18 protein-coding genes are annotated in these 14507 nt (G+C 54.9%); 4 read left to right on the top strand and 14 right to left on the bottom strand.

Going from position 1 to position 14507, the window contains the following annotated elements:
• Positions 1-1869 carry an extracellular solute-binding protein gene (locus MTP36_RS05515; protein WP_442900260.1) on the bottom strand — a complete coding sequence of 623 codons (1869 nt, stop codon included), beginning with the start codon at positions 1867-1869 and terminating at the stop codon, positions 1-3.
• A 114-nt stretch (positions 1870-1983) separates the two neighbouring features.
• Here MTP36_RS05515 and MTP36_RS05510 point away from each other — a divergent pair, with 114 nt between their 5' ends.
• The 3 genes from MTP36_RS05510 (at position 1984) to MTP36_RS05500 (ending at position 4655) form a co-directional block, all read left to right on the top strand.
• Positions 1984-2478: a hypothetical protein gene (locus MTP36_RS05510; RefSeq protein WP_249254022.1), complete on the top strand. Its 495-nt coding sequence runs from the start codon at positions 1984-1986 to the stop codon at positions 2476-2478.
• 48 nt (positions 2479-2526) lie between these two features.
• Positions 2527-3459 carry an AEC family transporter gene (locus tag MTP36_RS05505; protein ID WP_249254020.1) on the top strand — a complete coding sequence of 311 codons (933 nt, stop codon included), beginning with the start codon at positions 2527-2529 and terminating at the stop codon, positions 3457-3459.
• 65 nt (positions 3460-3524) lie between these two features.
• The gene (locus MTP36_RS05500) at positions 3525-4655 is read left to right on the top strand and encodes an SLC13 family permease (RefSeq protein ID WP_249254018.1); all 1131 of its coding nucleotides are present in this window, start codon (positions 3525-3527) and stop codon (positions 4653-4655) included.
• Positions 4656-4758: 103 nt separating this feature from the next.
• On the opposite strand, the gene MTP36_RS05495 is transcribed toward MTP36_RS05500, so the two are convergent.
• From MTP36_RS05495 to MTP36_RS05460, 8 genes are all read right to left on the bottom strand, one after another.
• Positions 4759-5235, bottom strand: coding sequence for a YbaK/EbsC family protein (locus MTP36_RS05495; RefSeq protein WP_055185794.1), 477 nt, complete (start codon positions 5233-5235; stop codon positions 4759-4761).
• 18 nt (positions 5236-5253) lie between these two features.
• Positions 5254-6012 (bottom strand): cyclase family protein, encoded by a 759-nt coding sequence (locus tag MTP36_RS05490; RefSeq protein WP_044960096.1) that lies wholly within the window; start codon positions 6010-6012, stop codon positions 5254-5256.
• A gap of 305 nt (positions 6013-6317) precedes the next feature.
• Complete coding sequence (locus MTP36_RS05485) at positions 6318-6767, bottom strand: low molecular weight protein-tyrosine-phosphatase (protein WP_249254017.1); 450 nt, start codon at positions 6765-6767, stop codon at positions 6318-6320.
• Between the two features lies 1 nt (position 6768).
• Complete coding sequence (locus MTP36_RS05480) at positions 6769-7158, bottom strand: C-GCAxxG-C-C family protein (RefSeq protein ID WP_207685221.1); 390 nt, start codon at positions 7156-7158, stop codon at positions 6769-6771.
• A 32-nt stretch (positions 7159-7190) separates the two neighbouring features.
• Positions 7191-7427 carry a hypothetical protein gene (locus MTP36_RS05475; RefSeq protein WP_249254015.1) on the bottom strand — a complete coding sequence of 79 codons (237 nt, stop codon included), beginning with the start codon at positions 7425-7427 and terminating at the stop codon, positions 7191-7193.
• The gene (locus MTP36_RS05470) at positions 7424-8191 is read right to left on the bottom strand and encodes an EFR1 family ferrodoxin (RefSeq protein WP_249254013.1); all 768 of its coding nucleotides are present in this window, start codon (positions 8189-8191) and stop codon (positions 7424-7426) included. The genes MTP36_RS05475 and MTP36_RS05470 overlap by 4 nt, the downstream gene beginning before the upstream one ends.
• Before the next feature lie 76 nt (positions 8192-8267).
• On the bottom strand, positions 8268-8651 hold the full coding sequence (locus MTP36_RS05465) for a hypothetical protein (RefSeq protein ID WP_097779536.1): 384 nt from the start codon (positions 8649-8651) through the stop codon (positions 8268-8270).
• Positions 8652-8743: 92 nt separating this feature from the next.
• Complete coding sequence (locus MTP36_RS05460; RefSeq protein WP_249254011.1) at positions 8744-9727, bottom strand: Gfo/Idh/MocA family protein; 984 nt, start codon at positions 9725-9727, stop codon at positions 8744-8746.
• Positions 9728-9929: 202 nt separating this feature from the next.
• Here MTP36_RS05460 and MTP36_RS05455 point away from each other — a divergent pair, with 202 nt between their 5' ends.
• Positions 9930-10583, top strand: a complete 654-nt coding sequence (locus MTP36_RS05455) for an NAD(P)H-hydrate epimerase (protein WP_249254009.1) — start codon at positions 9930-9932, stop codon at positions 10581-10583.
• A gap of 152 nt (positions 10584-10735) precedes the next feature.
• Here MTP36_RS05455 and MTP36_RS05450 read toward each other — a convergent pair whose 3' ends face one another.
• From MTP36_RS05450 to MTP36_RS05430, 5 genes are all read right to left on the bottom strand, one after another.
• On the bottom strand, positions 10736-11113 hold the full coding sequence (locus tag MTP36_RS05450; protein ID WP_249254007.1) for a desulfoferrodoxin family protein: 378 nt from the start codon (positions 11111-11113) through the stop codon (positions 10736-10738).
• A gap of 101 nt (positions 11114-11214) precedes the next feature.
• Complete coding sequence (locus tag MTP36_RS05445) at positions 11215-11940, bottom strand: MerR family transcriptional regulator (protein WP_249254005.1); 726 nt, start codon at positions 11938-11940, stop codon at positions 11215-11217.
• 117 nt (positions 11941-12057) lie between these two features.
• Positions 12058-12273: an HFLK protein gene (locus MTP36_RS05440; protein ID WP_249254003.1), complete on the bottom strand. Its 216-nt coding sequence runs from the start codon at positions 12271-12273 to the stop codon at positions 12058-12060.
• A 97-nt stretch (positions 12274-12370) separates the two neighbouring features.
• Entirely contained in the window at positions 12371-12868 is a 498-nt protein-coding gene (locus tag MTP36_RS05435; protein WP_249254001.1) for a hypothetical protein, read from the bottom strand.
• The gene (locus MTP36_RS05430; RefSeq protein WP_249254000.1) at positions 12849-14354 is read right to left on the bottom strand and encodes a Y-family DNA polymerase; all 1506 of its coding nucleotides are present in this window, start codon (positions 14352-14354) and stop codon (positions 12849-12851) included. Before MTP36_RS05430 ends, MTP36_RS05435 begins: the two co-directional genes overlap by 20 nt.
• Positions 14355-14507: the final 153 nt, after the last annotated feature.

The raw sequence follows: 14507 nt of genomic DNA, 5'->3' as shown, positions 1-14507 counted from the left end.
TCACCTCAGTGTCATGTAGTTTTCAGGCTCTGCAAGCGCTGCGCCGCCGCCGGAAACATGATCGCGCCATGTGTTTTTCACCCATGTATCTTCGCCCGCAGATACGCCGCTTCCGCTGGCAAGCATGGCTTCCATCTGCTTTTCCGCTGCAAGGCAGGTCACGGTAACGGTGTCGTCGTCCCGCAGCGGCTGCCCGTTGCGGGTGATACCGGTCAGGGTATAGCTGCCGCTTGCCTCCTTTACCTCCACGGCAATGCCGCTGACGATCGGCAGAGAACCACGATTGAAGGGCACAAAGCCGCCCTCGCAGCCTTCCACAAAGGCGCGGACAGTTTCCTTCAGCTCTGCGCCGGTCATGGTGCGCTGGCGGGACATCAGGCCGTTGGGCATGATCATGGAATCCGCCATTTTTGGGGTATAGTCTGCCTTCAGCACACTGCCGGTAAAGCTGTTTGCGGTGGCAAGCAGCACATCCGTGCCGTAAACGCCGCGCAGCGTGTTTGCCATAACCGAGAAGGCAGCGTTACCGCCGTTTGCGTGGAACACGTTGGAATAGCTCTGCCCGCTGGTCAACACGGTCTCGTCCGCAGCAGGTTCTTCTTCGGCAAGAAGCTTTGCATTGAACGCCTGATACGCCTGTTTTGCCGTGTACTCGCCCGCGATCATTTTGGAGACAACATCCTTAGAGACAGCAAAGAAATCGTTGGAGGCAATACGGATATACATGTGGTTTTCTTCCACCACATCGCGCACATCCTTCATGTACTCGGTCAGGCGCAGGGGGACGTTCTGGCTGTAGCTCAGCACGTCCTGCCCGTCGGCAACGATGCGGTTCTGCGCATCCTCCGAGAGCATGACGTTCAGCACCTTCATGGCTTTTTCGCGGCGCGCGGTGTCCTGCTCGAGATCTCGGTTCAGGGCAACTTGGAAATACGGGGTGGTCATGATCCACTTTTCGCCGTTCTGGCTGAAGAAGGGCATAAAAATGGTGTCGATGCCCACATCCTGAAACATCTTCACGCCGGCAGAGCTGCCAAAATACATGGCAACTTTCCCGTTGCGGAACATCCCGGTCACACCGTCGTAATTCAACGCAAGGTCGTCCGCCGTAAGGTGGGTATCCTGAATGAACTGCGCCATCCGCTCAAAGGCGCCCGGCCACACGGCATCGTCCAGACCCACCCGCGCGGTGCTGGCGGGGTCGCTGTAAGCGGTGCGCCACTTGCGCCCTTCCGTCGTGGTAAGCTCGGCAGCGGAAAGCCCCTGCAGGGTCTCCATGCAGGTGTAATCATAGGTATAGTCGGCGGTAAAGCCGCGGATGCCCAGCGCTTCAAACGCCTGACAGGCGGAAACAAAGCTTGCATAATCGGTGGGCAGCGGGATATCGTACTGCTCAAAAAGGCTGCGGTTGACCACAAAGCCGTGGGCATCGGCGCAGACCGGCAGCCAGTTCACGCTGCCGTCCTCGTTTTTAAAGCTGTTGAGGTAGGTGTTGTACACAGCGCCCGCCTCGTTGGTCATGGCAAGGTTCATCAGGCTGTCCTTCAGGGGTGCAGCGTCGTGCAGCGAGAACCGGCAGCAGGTGATGATATCCGGCAGACCGCCGTTCTGCTGCAAAAACTTGTAAAAATCCAAATCGTTGTTGCCCACGATGAACTCAATGTTCACATCCGGCAGCTGGGACTGGACATAAGGTGCATAGGTCTCGTACAGGCTATTGCTCCACAGATACACCTGAATGGTCTGGGCGTCCTCCTGCTTTTCCACCTCTTCTGGGCTTTTTGTGCCGCAGCCGGTCAGCAGACAGACCGCCATCACCAGTGCCGCAAGCATGGAAACAAGGCGGTGCAGTGTTCTTTTGTTCGTCAAAATCGTTTTCCTCACAACTCTCGGGCAGCTGCCGCTTTGCGGCAAAGCTGCTATGGCCTGCTGCTTATACATCACCGCCCGCAAGAGTGTGCGCTGTAAAACCCGTCCACGGAAATGATGCCGCAATTTTTGCGTGCTTCCTGTTTTGCACTGCCCCTTTCCCGCGAAAAGGCACAGCACAAGAGAGACATAAAAATATTTTACCATTATCAGGAAGAATTTTCAATCAATTTTCACATATTTATTCACAAAAAAACACGCGCGTCCGATTTCTTTGCGGCAGTGAATGCGTCTTTTTGCAAAAGGCAGGCAAAAAAGCAATCATTAGTGCTTGTCAAAAAAGTCGCCGGGGAAGCCCTCCAAAACAGGAAGATTCCTCGGCAGCATTCGTTTAAAGGAACCACCATCCTGCTCCAACTGCACGTCTCCATTCAGCAAAGCGGAGAGCTGCTTTTATCCCGTTCTCCGCTCTTTGTCCTTATTTTATCTGCGGTGCATCCTTTTGCTGCTGGGTGGATCTCAGATTTTAGCGGATGGTTCTGCGAAGCCATCCGTTTTTTCTTATTCAGATTGCATTTTTTCTGTTTTCTCTTGACGATGCCCCGCTAATGGAGTAGGATTGTGCTGCAAAAACGAATTGCAAAAGAGGAGTTCTAAATGCAAATCAGCCTTTTATTGATGCAGCAGATCGCGCAGCTATTTCTGATTCTGCTGATGGGATATGCCGTTGTAAAAACCGGCTTGTTGAAGGCATCGGACAGTAAGGTGCTGTCTGTGGTCTTTGTCTATCTGGTCATGCCCTGTGTCGTTCTGAACGCCTTTCAGATCAAGGATACTCCGGAGATCCGCACCGGGCTGCTTTATTCCATGGGCATCGCCGTTGGAATGCACGTTGTATTTCTGCTTCTGAATGCACTGTTCCGCAAATTTCTCAAGCTGGACGCTGTGGAGCAGGTCAATATCATTTACAGTAATGCCGCCGCGCTGGTCATTCCCATTGTGCAGGCCCTGCTGGGGGAGGAATATGTTGTCTACTCCTGCGCCTTTGTCATTGTACAGCTGGTACTGCTCTGGACCCATGCAAGCGCCTGCCTGCAGGGGTCTGCCCGGCTGGAATGGCGCAAGCTCCTTACCAATGTCAACCTGATTGCCATTGCAGCCGGTGCTCTGCTGTACCTGCTGCACATCTCGCTGCCTGCCCCGATCACCAGCACACTGAGCAGTGTCGGCAATATGATCGGCCCCATGGGAATGCTGCTGGCAGGCATGGCCATTGCGGAAGTGCCCCTGAAAAAGGTTTTCTGCACCTCGCGCAACTATCTGCCGGTATTTCTGCGTCTGCTGGGTGTTCCGCTGGTCATCGTTCTGCTGCTTTGGGCAGTTCACGCATCCCTTTGGATACCGGACGGCAAGTCCATCCTGATGACGGTCTACCTTTCTGCCATTACCCCCGCCTGTGCAACAGTCACCTCCATGGCACAGCTCTATGACCGGGATGCTTCTCATTCCAGCGCGATCTATGTCCTGAGCACGCTGCTTTCCATCCTGACCATGCCGCTGATGATCGGGTTGTTTGAGCTGTTGCTCTGAAATACGGAAAAAGGCCGCCCGGCATCGCAGCAGGGCAGCCTTTACAACTACAAGGATGTGTCTCTATGAAACTCAAGCAATTCATTCAACAGGAAACGGTCCTCACCGCAGCCGCTGTGCTGGCCGTTGTCTCTGCCTTCTTTGTTCCGCCGGATGCGCAGTATCTCGGCTACATCGACCTGCGCACGCTGGCGATCCTGTTTTCCCTGATGACGGTCATGGCTGGGCTGCGGCGGCAGGGCTTTTTTGATGGACTGGGACGGGCATTGCTGTCCCGCACCCACAGCACCTTTCAGCTGACGCTGGTACTGGTCGGGCTGTGCTTTTTCGGAAGCATGCTCATCACCAACGATGTTTCCCTGCTGACCTTCGTTCCCTTTACGTTCGTGGTTCTGAGCCGTCTGGGAGCGGATGTCCGCCGCTCCCTTCTGATCCCGGTGGTCTGTATGCAGACCATTGCGGCAAACCTTGGCAGTATGCTGACCCCCATCGGCAACCCACAGAACCTCTATCTTTACGGAAAAAGTGGCATGAGCATCGAGGGATTTGTGCTTCTTATGCTGCCCTACACACTGGTCTCTCTGCTCCTGCTGCTGGCTTGGGCAGCGCTGGTCTGCCGGAAAGCCTCTGCCGCCCTTTCCGTGGACGAGCTTGTTTCTTCTTCTGTATCTCAGGGGGATCAGAAGATCATCCTGCTGTATCTGGTTCTGTTTGCCGTCTGCCTGCTGTCCGTGATCCGGGTGCTGCCCTATGGCATTGCCTTTGCCGCTGTGCTCGTCTGCGTTCTTTTTGCAGACCCGCACACCTTACGGGCAGTGGACTATTCCCTGCTTTTGACCTTTGTGGCTTTTTTCATCTTCATTGGCAATCTGGGGCGCATTCCGGCCTTTTCCGGCTGGCTGCAGGAGTTTCTGACCGGCCGGGAAGTTCTGGTGGCAGTTCTTGCTTCGCAGGTCACCAGTAATGTTCCCGCCGCCCTGCTGCTGTCCGGGTTCACGGCAGAGACACAAGCCCTCATCATCGGCACCAATCTGGGAGGTCTTGGCACTTTGATCGCATCCATGGCCAGTCTTATTTCCTACCGACAGATCGCACGGGAGCTGCCACAGGGGAAGAAGCAGTATTTTGGGCTGTTCACCCTGTCCAACCTGATCTTCCTTGCGATCCTGCTGGGTGTGTGGTTTTTGCTCCGTTGACCGTGGCAGATGACTTATGGTTTTTCTATAAAGCTAAAAAAGGGGAGTTCCGTCACGGACGAAGGTCCGGGCAGAGCTCCCTTTGCGTTTATCTTATGATACCTTACTCGCCTTCCGGCTCCTTGCAGACATCCACCCAGCCCTCGGCTCCGGCGGCTGCTTCCAGCTCCTGCAAGGTCAGCTTGACGGCGGTGTGGCCGTTGCCCGCTGCCGGGTAGACGGTGTCGAACTTGCGCAGGCTCTCGTCCAGATAGACCGCCACGCCCTCGTTCACCCCAAAGGGGCACACACCGCCGGGTGCATGACCCACATAGGCCTCCACCTCATCGTAGGGGATCATCTTGGCCTTGATGTGGAACAGGCTCTTGTACTTGTGGTTGTCCAGCTTTGCCGTGCCCTCGGTGACGATGAGCACCGGCTTTTCGCCCTGCAGAACCGACAGCGTTTTGGCGATGCTGGCAGGCTCTACGCCCAATGCGTGGGCTGCCTCTGCCACGGTTGCCGAGGACTCGTTCAGCACAATGACATGGTCTCCCAGACCTTTTTCTTCCAGGTCTGCTTTTGCTTTTTCAAAGGACATTTTCCCACTTCTCCGCTCTTATTCAGTAATGGCCCAGACCCGTGCGGGCAGACCAGTTGCACCTTCAATGCGGGGATAAGAAACGATGACCACCGCACCGGCAGGCTGAACTTTATCCAGATTTGCAAGCACCTCCACCTGCAGCTTGTCGTTGTCCAGAACATAGCGCTCGCAGGCAAGGTCGCCCTTTTCCTCCGCCACCGCAGAGGAATCGGTATCCAGCGTTTCGTGGCCGTTGGCGGCGGCGTTGCGCACCTTGTAGATATACTCCAATGCTTCCAGCGACCAGCCGGGGGCATTTTCTTTGCCCTCTGCGTCGATGCCGGATAGTGCATCCATATCCGGCCACTTCTTGTACCAGTCGCTGCGCAGAGCCACCAGCGCGCCATCCGGGATAGGACCGTACTTTGCTTCATAGGCCTTGATGTCCTCCACCGTCACAGCGTAGCGAGGGTCTTTCTTGGCCTGCTGGGAAATATCGATGACCACCAGCGGGAAGATCAGGTCGTTCACATCGTACTTTTCGGACAATGCTTTGCCCTTGATGAAGTGCCCCGGGAAGTCGATATGGGTACCAAACTGTCCGGGGAATTTGAAGGTCTGAATCAGGCATTCCAGTTCCGGCTTGCCCCAGTCCCACACGGTCTTTGCCAGCTCCACAGAGCCTTCCGGGATGCCGGACCAGTAGGGGCTTTCGTTGTTCAGCGAGTGAGAAAGTTCCACCCAGCGATATTTTTTAGCATCCTTCAGTGCGTTCCACAGTTTATAATCAGCCATTGTCGGTTCTCCTTTTATTGTGACGATGTATGTTCGGGCACTTCTCCCAGACAACGGCATCTTCCTGTTTTTTCTCAGTCTGTCTGCCGGGAATTTGTCTGGGAGTAGCGCATTCGCCCGGACAGTCTGTGCCGGGCATCTGCTGTATGTTTCATCTGCCTGTGCTCCCTTCCTTGTGTTGGGAATAGTATAAACCCATTTTCTTACAATGTCAATAGGTTTATACTTTCAAAGACTTCCCCGGCAAACGACAGGTCAGCAAACCGTTCGCCCTTGCAATAACGTTTCGTCATCCCCTTTCCCTTTTATCGCAGCTCTTCCAGCAGGGCGGTGCAGCCCTCCAGCACATCCTGCCATGTGGCTTCAAAATCCCCGGTGTACCACGGGTCTGCCACATCGCCGGGGCGACTGGTGTGATCCATCAGCAATGAGACCTTATGCTCCGGGTCACTGCCCACAAACCGCACCATATTCCGCAGGTTGTTGCGGTCCATGGCGATGAGATAATCGTAGGTCTCATAGTCCCGCCGGGTCATCTGCCGGGCGGTCTTGCCTGCACAGCAGATGCCATGCTCAGCCAGCTTGCGCCGGGCAGGCGGATAGACCGGGTTGCCGATTTCCTCGGTGCTTGTGGCCGCCGAGGCGATTTCAAACTGCCCGGAAAGCCCGGCCTTTTCCACTAAGTCCTTCATCACAAATTCCGCCATAGGGCTGCGGCAGATATTGCCGTGGCAAACAAACAAGATCTTCTTCATCTTACTCTCCCAGCACCTCGCCCAGTGCCAGAACAGCGTTGCGGACGCACTCCGGGCACGGGCACAGCGGTGCGCCGTTCTCTATCCCCTTCAGATCTTTGCAGATGGTAGCACCGCACTTTTCCTGAAAATTTTGCAGCAGTTCCTTGGAAATGCGGGGTGTGCCCTTACCGTCGGTGACGATGCCCGCCACCATCACAGCGCCGATCAGTGCGCCGCAGGTGCTCTCCATGCAGCCCATGCCGGCGGCATAGCCTGCGCCCAGCTTCATCAGGGTGTCGGCATCCACCGGCAGCTTGTCCTCAAATGTCTTCAGCACCGCCTGTGCACAGTTGCACTGTCCAGTAGCTTTCCATGCGGCAGCCTGTGCCGCCCGTTCTTCGATGTTCATTTTAAAGTCCTCTTTCTTTGATGAATCATAGTTTATTCGACATTATCATAAAATTCCTGATCACACTCTCCTGAGAATGCAGTATACAGCTCCCCATAGGTGGCCGCTTTTCCTTCCAGCATCTCTGCCAGACTCAAGCAGACGCTGCTGTCCGAGACCTTCGTTTCTTTTATTACTCTGTCCCAACTGTCTGGTTTTTGTCCTAATCCATGTAAGTATAAATACTTCATCTGTTTTTCACCATCGTCGTTTTTCCTTTTTTCCTTCATACGTCCCGCTGCTTTTCCAGTGCTTCAAAGTGATACCGGGGCTTGCCTTTGCTCTTTTTGCCGTACTCGATGGCTTCTTTGGGGCAGTAGCAGATGCACGCCATACAGTGGGTGCAGTTCTTGCCCCAGACCGGTTTGCTGTTTTCCAGATGGATATTGTTCAGGGGGCACAGTTCTGCACACCTGCCGCAGCCGATGCAGGCGTCCGTTGCCCGAAAGGCATCGGCTTTTACAAAGAATCGATAGAACACCGGATTCACCGGGCCGCTCATAAAGCGGTCATAGAGGTTGTCTCTTGGCGGGGGAAGTTCCTGCCCGGCACTGAGCTGGGTCAGCACCTTCTGAAGTGCAGGCTCTGCCTGTTCCACGATGCTCCGTGCCTGCTCTTTTTGGGGCGCATTGAACATGGCAATGTAGTTTTCCGGCATGATGATCTGGGCTGTGCCCATATACTGCAGCTGCTTTTGCGCCGCAAGCTGCCGGTTGTATTTTGCCGCATTGCCGATCTCGCTGCCGCAGTCCATCACAAACCAGATGCGCTCTGCCCCGGTCAGCGCGGTCTTGCCCAGCCACTCCGACACTATCCGGGGGATGCGCCATGCGTAGGTAGGCGTCACCAGCACCACGTCCCGCCCGGTCTGCACCGGGGCGGTATCCCCTGCCTTGATGCAGGCGTTCAGGTCGTAAAGCGGCATCTCCAACCCTTCGGCAATGCGCCGCGCCAGATACCGGCTGTTGCCGGTTCCCGTAAAATAAAGTACCATGGCTGCTCCTTCGTTTTTTGTGTGGTTTTCAGTTGCCTGTCTGCCCGGCAGACTGGAAGTTGTCCTTATGCCAAGTTTACTTGTCAATCACAAAATAAGCAATCACCATTACCAAAGAAATGGTCAATCCTATATAAAACTCGGGGAATGCTAATCGAATGCTATTCTGTAAACTGACTTCACCGGTGACAGTCAATGTATGCCAGGTGAGGAATTTATATATTTCGGAGACTACAATCCCAATCACGCCTAATGCGCCTAAACTTTTACTAACAACTCGTTTCTTGACGGGAAACCATACTCCTAAAACAAACAAAATGACAGACACTATTCCAATAGGATTGAGTAGATTTATCAAGCCGGTAATTTCCTGTACACCTTTTAATCCGCCATATTGGTTAAATAACATTGGTAATAAACTGATCAGAAACGCTATTGATAGAATTATTTTCTTTTTCATCCATTCACACTCCTTCGCCAAATTCCAAGCTGTCGTTCTTAGTGTCCCATGGTTTCCGCACGCAAAAAAGCCCTTTGCGGCAAGGTGTGCGCTTACACCTCGCCCGCAAACTTCATGCCCCAGCTCATGCGGGTGTCGTACATCAGGCGGGTCAGGGCAAGGCTGTCCTGCGGGGTGTAGCGGTCGCTGCCGGTACGCCCCAGCTTGACGCAGCGGCTTGCTTCCCGGATCTCGTACTCAAAGCCGTTGATGTCCACCGGGCAGCGGATGACCTCCGGCTCTTTGCCCTCCACTTCCAGCGTCATGGTCTCGGCGTGCTGGAAATCCGGCAGGAAAATACTGCCCTCGGTGCCAAGGATGCGGGCATTGCGCTCCAGCTCCTGCCCGATGGTCTGGACAGACTCTGCCTTGCAGCCGCCGGGGTAGGTCAGCGCAAGGCGGCTGTAATCGTCGGTGCCGTACTCGTTGATGTGCACCTCTTTGGTTTCCACCTTCTCCGGGTCCTGCCCGGTGAGGATGCGCAGAAAGCCCAGATTGTAGATGCCGATATCCAGCAGCGCACCGCCGCCCAGACCGGAATCAAACTTGCGGTCCTTCCGGGCACCGGAGGCCACAAAGCCGTACTGACAGGTGATCTGCTTCAGCTCCCCGATGGTGCCAGCCGCAAGGATCTCGCGCAGGCGGTCGTACAGCGGCAGCAGCCAGATCCAGAACGCCTCCATGAGAAAGAGGTGCTTTTCCTCTGCCAGACAGTACAGCTCCTGCGCCTGTTCCGGGCGGATGGTAAAGGGCTTTTCGCACAAAACGTGCTTGCCCTGCTCCAAGCAGAGCTTGCAGTTTTCGTAATGCAGGGTGTTGGGGGTGGCGATATAGATGGCCTCCACCTCCGGGTCGGCAGCAAGGGCTTCGTAGGAGTCATAGCAGCGGGGGATGCCGTACTGCTGCGCAAACGCCTGTGCGCTTTCCAGACGCCGTGACCCCACGGCAACAAGCTGCTCTCCCTCTGCGCCCATCTGTTCCACCGTAGATGCAAACTTTTTGGCAATGGTGCCGGTCGCTAAAATTCCCCACTTCATAATTGTACCTCCCGGTTTATTACTTTGGATTCGTTGCGTTCAGTATACCATGGTTTTCCCCTGCGGAAAAGATAGTGAAAAGCAAAAATGCCCCCAGAGGGCTTGTTCCAACTCTCCGGGGACAGATTCTATGCACCGGTATCTTTCATCTTGTTCCAAACATTCTCATCCATTATAATAGAGATAGAAAGAAGGTGCCAACATGAAACATCGCATTGTGACGGCTGCGCAGATGAAGGAAATCGAACGGGCCGGGGATGCCCACGGTCTGCCTTACCTGCAAATGATGGAAAATGCCGGAATGGCGGCTTACGCTGAACTGCAAAAGCAGCTCCCGCATCCCGGCAGGCTGCTGGTGGTCTGCGGAAAGGGCAACAACGGCGGCGATGGGTTTGTGATTGCCCGCGCTGCGGCAAAAGATGGCTGGAACGTAACCGTTCTTCTGGCCGAGGGCGAGCCGAAAACCGTTGACGCCATCCGCAATTTTGAGCGTCTGCACTCCCTGCCGGTGCACATCTGCGCCGATGGTTCTGTACTGGAAACGCAGGACTTTGATGCCGTTGTGGATGCCCTCTACGGCACCGGGTTCCATGGTGAACTGCGGCCTTCCGGCCTTGCTGCCTGCGGGCTGATACGCCGTCTGCACAAGGGCGGTGCCTTTGTGCTGGCCGTGGACCTGCCCAGCGGCATCAACACGGATACCGGGGAGGTTGCCGAGGGTGCTGCCCATGCAGATTTGACCGTAACCTTCGACAGCTATAAACCGCTGCATATCGCAGAAGCTTCTGCGCCGCTGTGCGGAAAGATCGTCTGTGCCGACATTGGCATCCGGGATGAATGGCACCCGGAGTTTTGACGAGGACTTGCCGCTGCGGTCAAGGATAAAAACAAGCTCTGTGAGATTTTTCTTCATAATAACGGTGTCATGCTTCCTTTCCACAGAAAAGCGTCTGCACGCAAAACGGGCTCCTGCAAGCGTCAACCACTGGCAGGAGCCTGTTTATTTTCTTACAGCTTCGTCATCCACAGACCATGCAGATTGCAGTAGGCGTAGACCGCCACCGGCTTTTCGCTGCCCAGCTCAAACACCGCCTTGGGTGCCTTCCCGGGGGCGAGGTAGCGGAGCTGTCCGCCGTTTTCGGTCTCCACAAAGAGCCACTGGATGTGGTGCACATCCACCATGGGATGCTCCACCGCACCCACCGTGACGGTGAGGGAGCTGCCGGAAAGCTCTGCCACCGGCAGGTGCTTTTCGCCGCTGGCTTCCACCGTGTTGGGGAGCAGCTCCTTCATCTTTTCGCCGCAGCAGACCAGCGGAACCCCTGCGTTGTGGATGGTGGTGACCAGGTTGCCACAGTGCTCACAGATATAAAATTTTGCCTTCATATTCAATTCCTCCATCGGAATATTGTTGGTGTTTCCTGTGGCTATATGATAACATTTCCTAGTTAGATTTTCTGTGACCGGGTCACGTAAGGCAATTTTGCTTATTGGCAATAAATTTCAATGGCTTTCTGTGCGAATTCTGCCGCACCTTCTCCCCCGGCAGCGTTGATGTTCTCCGTAAACTCGCCGCCGGCACCATACATCTGTCCAAGTTGATACAGAATGGGCTTCGTGCAGGTATAGTAATTCTCGGTGATAAAGTCCTGCAGCTTTTTCACCTGTGCCTGTACTGCGGGGTCTGCCGGTTCTCTGGTTTGCAGCGTTCCGAATGCCGCTACGAGCCCCATCAACTGCTCGTTGATGCTGCCAGATTCCTTCTGCGTCCGCCGGGCGTTTTTTGCCTCAAATTCCTGATACTCTGTGGTTTCGCCCCACTCTTTCTTTGCACGTTCTGCGTATTCCTTGATCTTCTGTGTGTCAAATGCGTCGAAGTCCATAACGTTTCCTCCTGTTGTCCGAATCTTTTCCGCAAGAGCGATCAACTTTTCCAGATGCTGTTTTTTCAGGGTCAGCAATGTGATCTGCTGTTCCAGTGTCTTTTCCCGGTCAAACTCCGGGTTTTTCAGAATTTTTCGGATATCCTCCAGTGAAAATTCCAGTTCTCGGAACAGCAAAATCTGTTGCAATCGTTCCAGTGCAGCATCATCATACAGGCGATAGCCTGCCTGCGTTCGATGCGCCGGATGCAGCAGACCGATTTTATCGTAATATTGCAGCGTCCGAATGCTCACCCCGGTCAGATTGCTCACTTCCTTGACAGTCATCATTTCGTTTTCCTCCCTTGCGACAAGCTCAGTATACGCTATGACGCAACGTCAGGGTCAAGTGCTTTTTTAGTTTTTTCCGCCGTTTACCACAAGCGGCTCTGCACCGTGGGGCTGCCCTCAGCTTCCCATGCCGAGGAGCACCAGCACGACCACCACCGCAATGGCGATAAGGCAGCCGCAGCCGCTTCCGTCTCCGCCACCGCCGCCGCCATTGTTGTGGCTGCCGCCGCCACCGCCGCCGGACGAGCCGCCGAAGTTGCGGTTGAAGGCCGTCATGTACTGGGCATAGCCTGTGTCCCCTTTGCCGAAATAGCCGTAATCACCGTTTGCCATTGTATTTTCCTCCGTCTGAAGTGCGTTTTGCTTCTTCTGAGGTCATTTTACTGAAAGAGCTGTCCTATAAACATCTCTTTCAGCATTTTTTGTCATCTCATTCTTCCCCGATGCCCAGATACACATCAATGTCCATGATCCCCTTCCCGCTGACCTCCACCAGATCTTCAAAGGGCACCACAGTGTCGCCCACCTGCAAGGTGCGGAACACCGGGTCGATGCGGTCTGCTTTTCCGGTCAGGGTGATGTAGTTGCCCACCGCCGGAACCTCCGGGTGGGTAGTGTCCTCCTTGAAATACCGCACCATGATGGTCATGCCCTTGGTGACCTGCATCAGCCGATCGGACAGAGCCGACATTTCTTCCTCGGTCAAAATGCGCTTGGTCACCCGCTCAGTGCGCTGCTTTTCTGCGGCAAGCTGCTCGTCGTAGCCCCGCAGCGGAGAGAAGGGCGAGAAGATCTTGGCACGATTCTGAAGGGTCATGCGGGGGTGCTTGTGGAGGGATTCTTCGGTCTGGGGGCGTTCCATCTCTAGGATGTCCCCGTACTTTTGGGCGGTCTCCCGCCCGATCTTGCTATTTTTGTAGTTTTCCATCCGAACCTCCTGCGCTGTGACCGCCGATTTGTGCGTTGCGCTGGCGCATGGTGGCACCCTCTTCGTAGCTGCTGGCTTTCAGCACGGCGTTTTTGCCGTACTTGTTCTTGATGCCCAACATGGCTTGCTGGAGTTTTTTCTCCTTTTCCAGTTTCTTGGTGTCCGTGAAAAAGTCCACCTGATAGATACCCTCGTCCGGCGTGACCTTGTTGGCGTTGATGGTGATGCGCCGCACCGTCAGCGCCGGGTCGGTGATGCGCTCAAACAGCTTTGCGCTTTCGTTGATAATCGTGCTGCCCAGATTGGTAGGGGCATCGAACCGGATAGTGCCGTGGGCTGCCTTGGGGATGGTTCTGCCGTAGCGGTCGGTCTGGGTCAGACCACGGTAGCCGCCCTTGTCCACGTTCTCCCGGTCGTAGCCGATCTCCAAGGTGATGGATTCCGTCACCAGCTTCTTTTCGGTGAGCCGGAACATCAGAATCTCCGCCATCTCCCGGACGATGAGCTTGGCTTTGTCGTTGGGGTAAGGGCAGGTCAGCACCTGCCCCTCGCTGATGCTGTTGGTGCTGGGCTTGTAGCTTTTGATCTCAGCCATACCGCAGGGCTCATAGCCCCATGCGTGGTCAATGAGAATTTCCGCATCCACGCCGAAAATCTCATACAGACGATCTTCTCCGTGGATGGCAAACCGTGCCAAATCCCCCATCGTATAAATGCCGTGGGCTTCCAGCCGCTTGACAGTGCCGGGGCCAGTCATCCAGAAATCCGTCAGAGGGCGGTGATTCCACAGCAGATACCGGTAGGACTGCTCGTCCAGCTCCGCAATGCGGACACCATCCTTGTCTGCCGGGATGTGTTTTGCCACAATGTCCATGGCCAGCTTTGCAAGGTAGAGGTTGGTGCCGATACCCGCCGTTGCGGTGATGCCAGTGTTGGTCAGCACATCCCGCACCATGGTCATGGCAAGCTTACGGGCACTCATGTGGTAATAGGGCAGATAGCCCGTCACATCAATGAAAACCTCGTCGATGGAGTAGGGGTAAATATCCGCCGGGGACACATATTTGAGGTAGGTCTTGTAGATTTGGGTGGAAACGTCCAGATATCGCTGCATCCGGGGCGGCGCAACGATGTAGCTCAGCCCCAGCGCCGGGTCTGCGTTCAGGGCGTTGGCATCGAAAGAGGTGCCGGCAAAGTGGTATTTGTCATCTTCCCCACACACCGCCTTTTTCTGCCGGATGGCAGTTTGCAGCCGCTGGGCGTTGACCTCTTTCACCCGCTGAACGGCTTCAAACAGCCGTGCTCTGCCGGGTATCTTGTAGGCTTTCAGGGAGGGCGACACCGCAAGGCAGATGGTCTTTTCGGTGCGGGAAGCATCTGCCACCACCAGATTGGTGGTCAGGGGGTCCAGATGGCGGTCTACGCACTCCACCGAGGCATAGAAACTTTTCAGGTCGATTGCCAGATAGGTGCGCTGTGCTGCCATACTTCAGCCCTCCTTTGCAAGAGTAACAACTATTTATTTTATTATAATAAATCTTTACGCTGTTTTCAAGATGAAACGCTATTTTATCTGTGATATAGACAACAAAAAAGAGTGGCAGCATTTCAAGCTGAAACGCTGTCACTCTGTAGGAAC

The organism is Faecalibacterium sp. I4-1-79 (genome assembly GCF_023347235.1).
GTDB lineage: Bacteria > Bacillota > Clostridia > Oscillospirales > Ruminococcaceae > Faecalibacterium > Faecalibacterium tardum.
The sequence above is the reverse complement of the archived record's forward strand: the minus strand, read 5'-3'. Positions and strand labels throughout refer to the sequence as shown.

Coding starts and splice junctions, on each gene's coding strand:
- MTP36_RS05510 (WP_249254022.1), top strand. CDS start 1,984: ATGATGCCGCAATTTTTGCGTGCTTCCTGTTTTGCACTGCCCCTTTCC.
- MTP36_RS05505 (WP_249254020.1), top strand. CDS start 2,527: ATGCAAATCAGCCTTTTATTGATGCAGCAGATCGCGCAGCTATTTCTG.
- MTP36_RS05500 (WP_249254018.1), top strand. CDS start 3,525: ATGAAACTCAAGCAATTCATTCAACAGGAAACGGTCCTCACCGCAGCC.
- MTP36_RS05495 (WP_055185794.1), bottom strand. CDS start 5,235: ATGTCCTTTGAAAAAGCAAAAGCAGACCTGGAAGAAAAAGGTCTGGGA.
- MTP36_RS05490 (WP_044960096.1), bottom strand. CDS start 6,012: ATGGCTGATTATAAACTGTGGAACGCACTGAAGGATGCTAAAAAATAT.
- MTP36_RS05485 (WP_249254017.1), bottom strand. CDS start 6,767: ATGAAGAAGATCTTGTTTGTTTGCCACGGCAATATCTGCCGCAGCCCT.
- MTP36_RS05480 (WP_207685221.1), bottom strand. CDS start 7,158: ATGAACATCGAAGAACGGGCGGCACAGGCTGCCGCATGGAAAGCTACT.
- MTP36_RS05475 (WP_249254015.1), bottom strand. CDS start 7,427: ATGAAGGAAAAAAGGAAAAACGACGATGGTGAAAAACAGATGAAGTAT.
- MTP36_RS05470 (WP_249254013.1), bottom strand. CDS start 8,191: ATGGTACTTTATTTTACGGGAACCGGCAACAGCCGGTATCTGGCGCGG.
- MTP36_RS05465 (WP_097779536.1), bottom strand. CDS start 8,651: ATGAAAAAGAAAATAATTCTATCAATAGCGTTTCTGATCAGTTTATTA.
- MTP36_RS05460 (WP_249254011.1), bottom strand. CDS start 9,727: ATGAAGTGGGGAATTTTAGCGACCGGCACCATTGCCAAAAAGTTTGCA.
- MTP36_RS05455 (WP_249254009.1), top strand. CDS start 9,930: ATGAAACATCGCATTGTGACGGCTGCGCAGATGAAGGAAATCGAACGG.
- MTP36_RS05450 (WP_249254007.1), bottom strand. CDS start 11,113: ATGAAGGCAAAATTTTATATCTGTGAGCACTGTGGCAACCTGGTCACC.
- MTP36_RS05445 (WP_249254005.1), bottom strand. CDS start 11,940: ATGATGACTGTCAAGGAAGTGAGCAATCTGACCGGGGTGAGCATTCGG.
- MTP36_RS05440 (WP_249254003.1), bottom strand. CDS start 12,273: ATGGCAAACGGTGATTACGGCTATTTCGGCAAAGGGGACACAGGCTAT.
- MTP36_RS05435 (WP_249254001.1), bottom strand. CDS start 12,868: ATGGAAAACTACAAAAATAGCAAGATCGGGCGGGAGACCGCCCAAAAG.
- MTP36_RS05430 (WP_249254000.1), bottom strand. CDS start 14,354: ATGGCAGCACAGCGCACCTATCTGGCAATCGACCTGAAAAGTTTCTAT.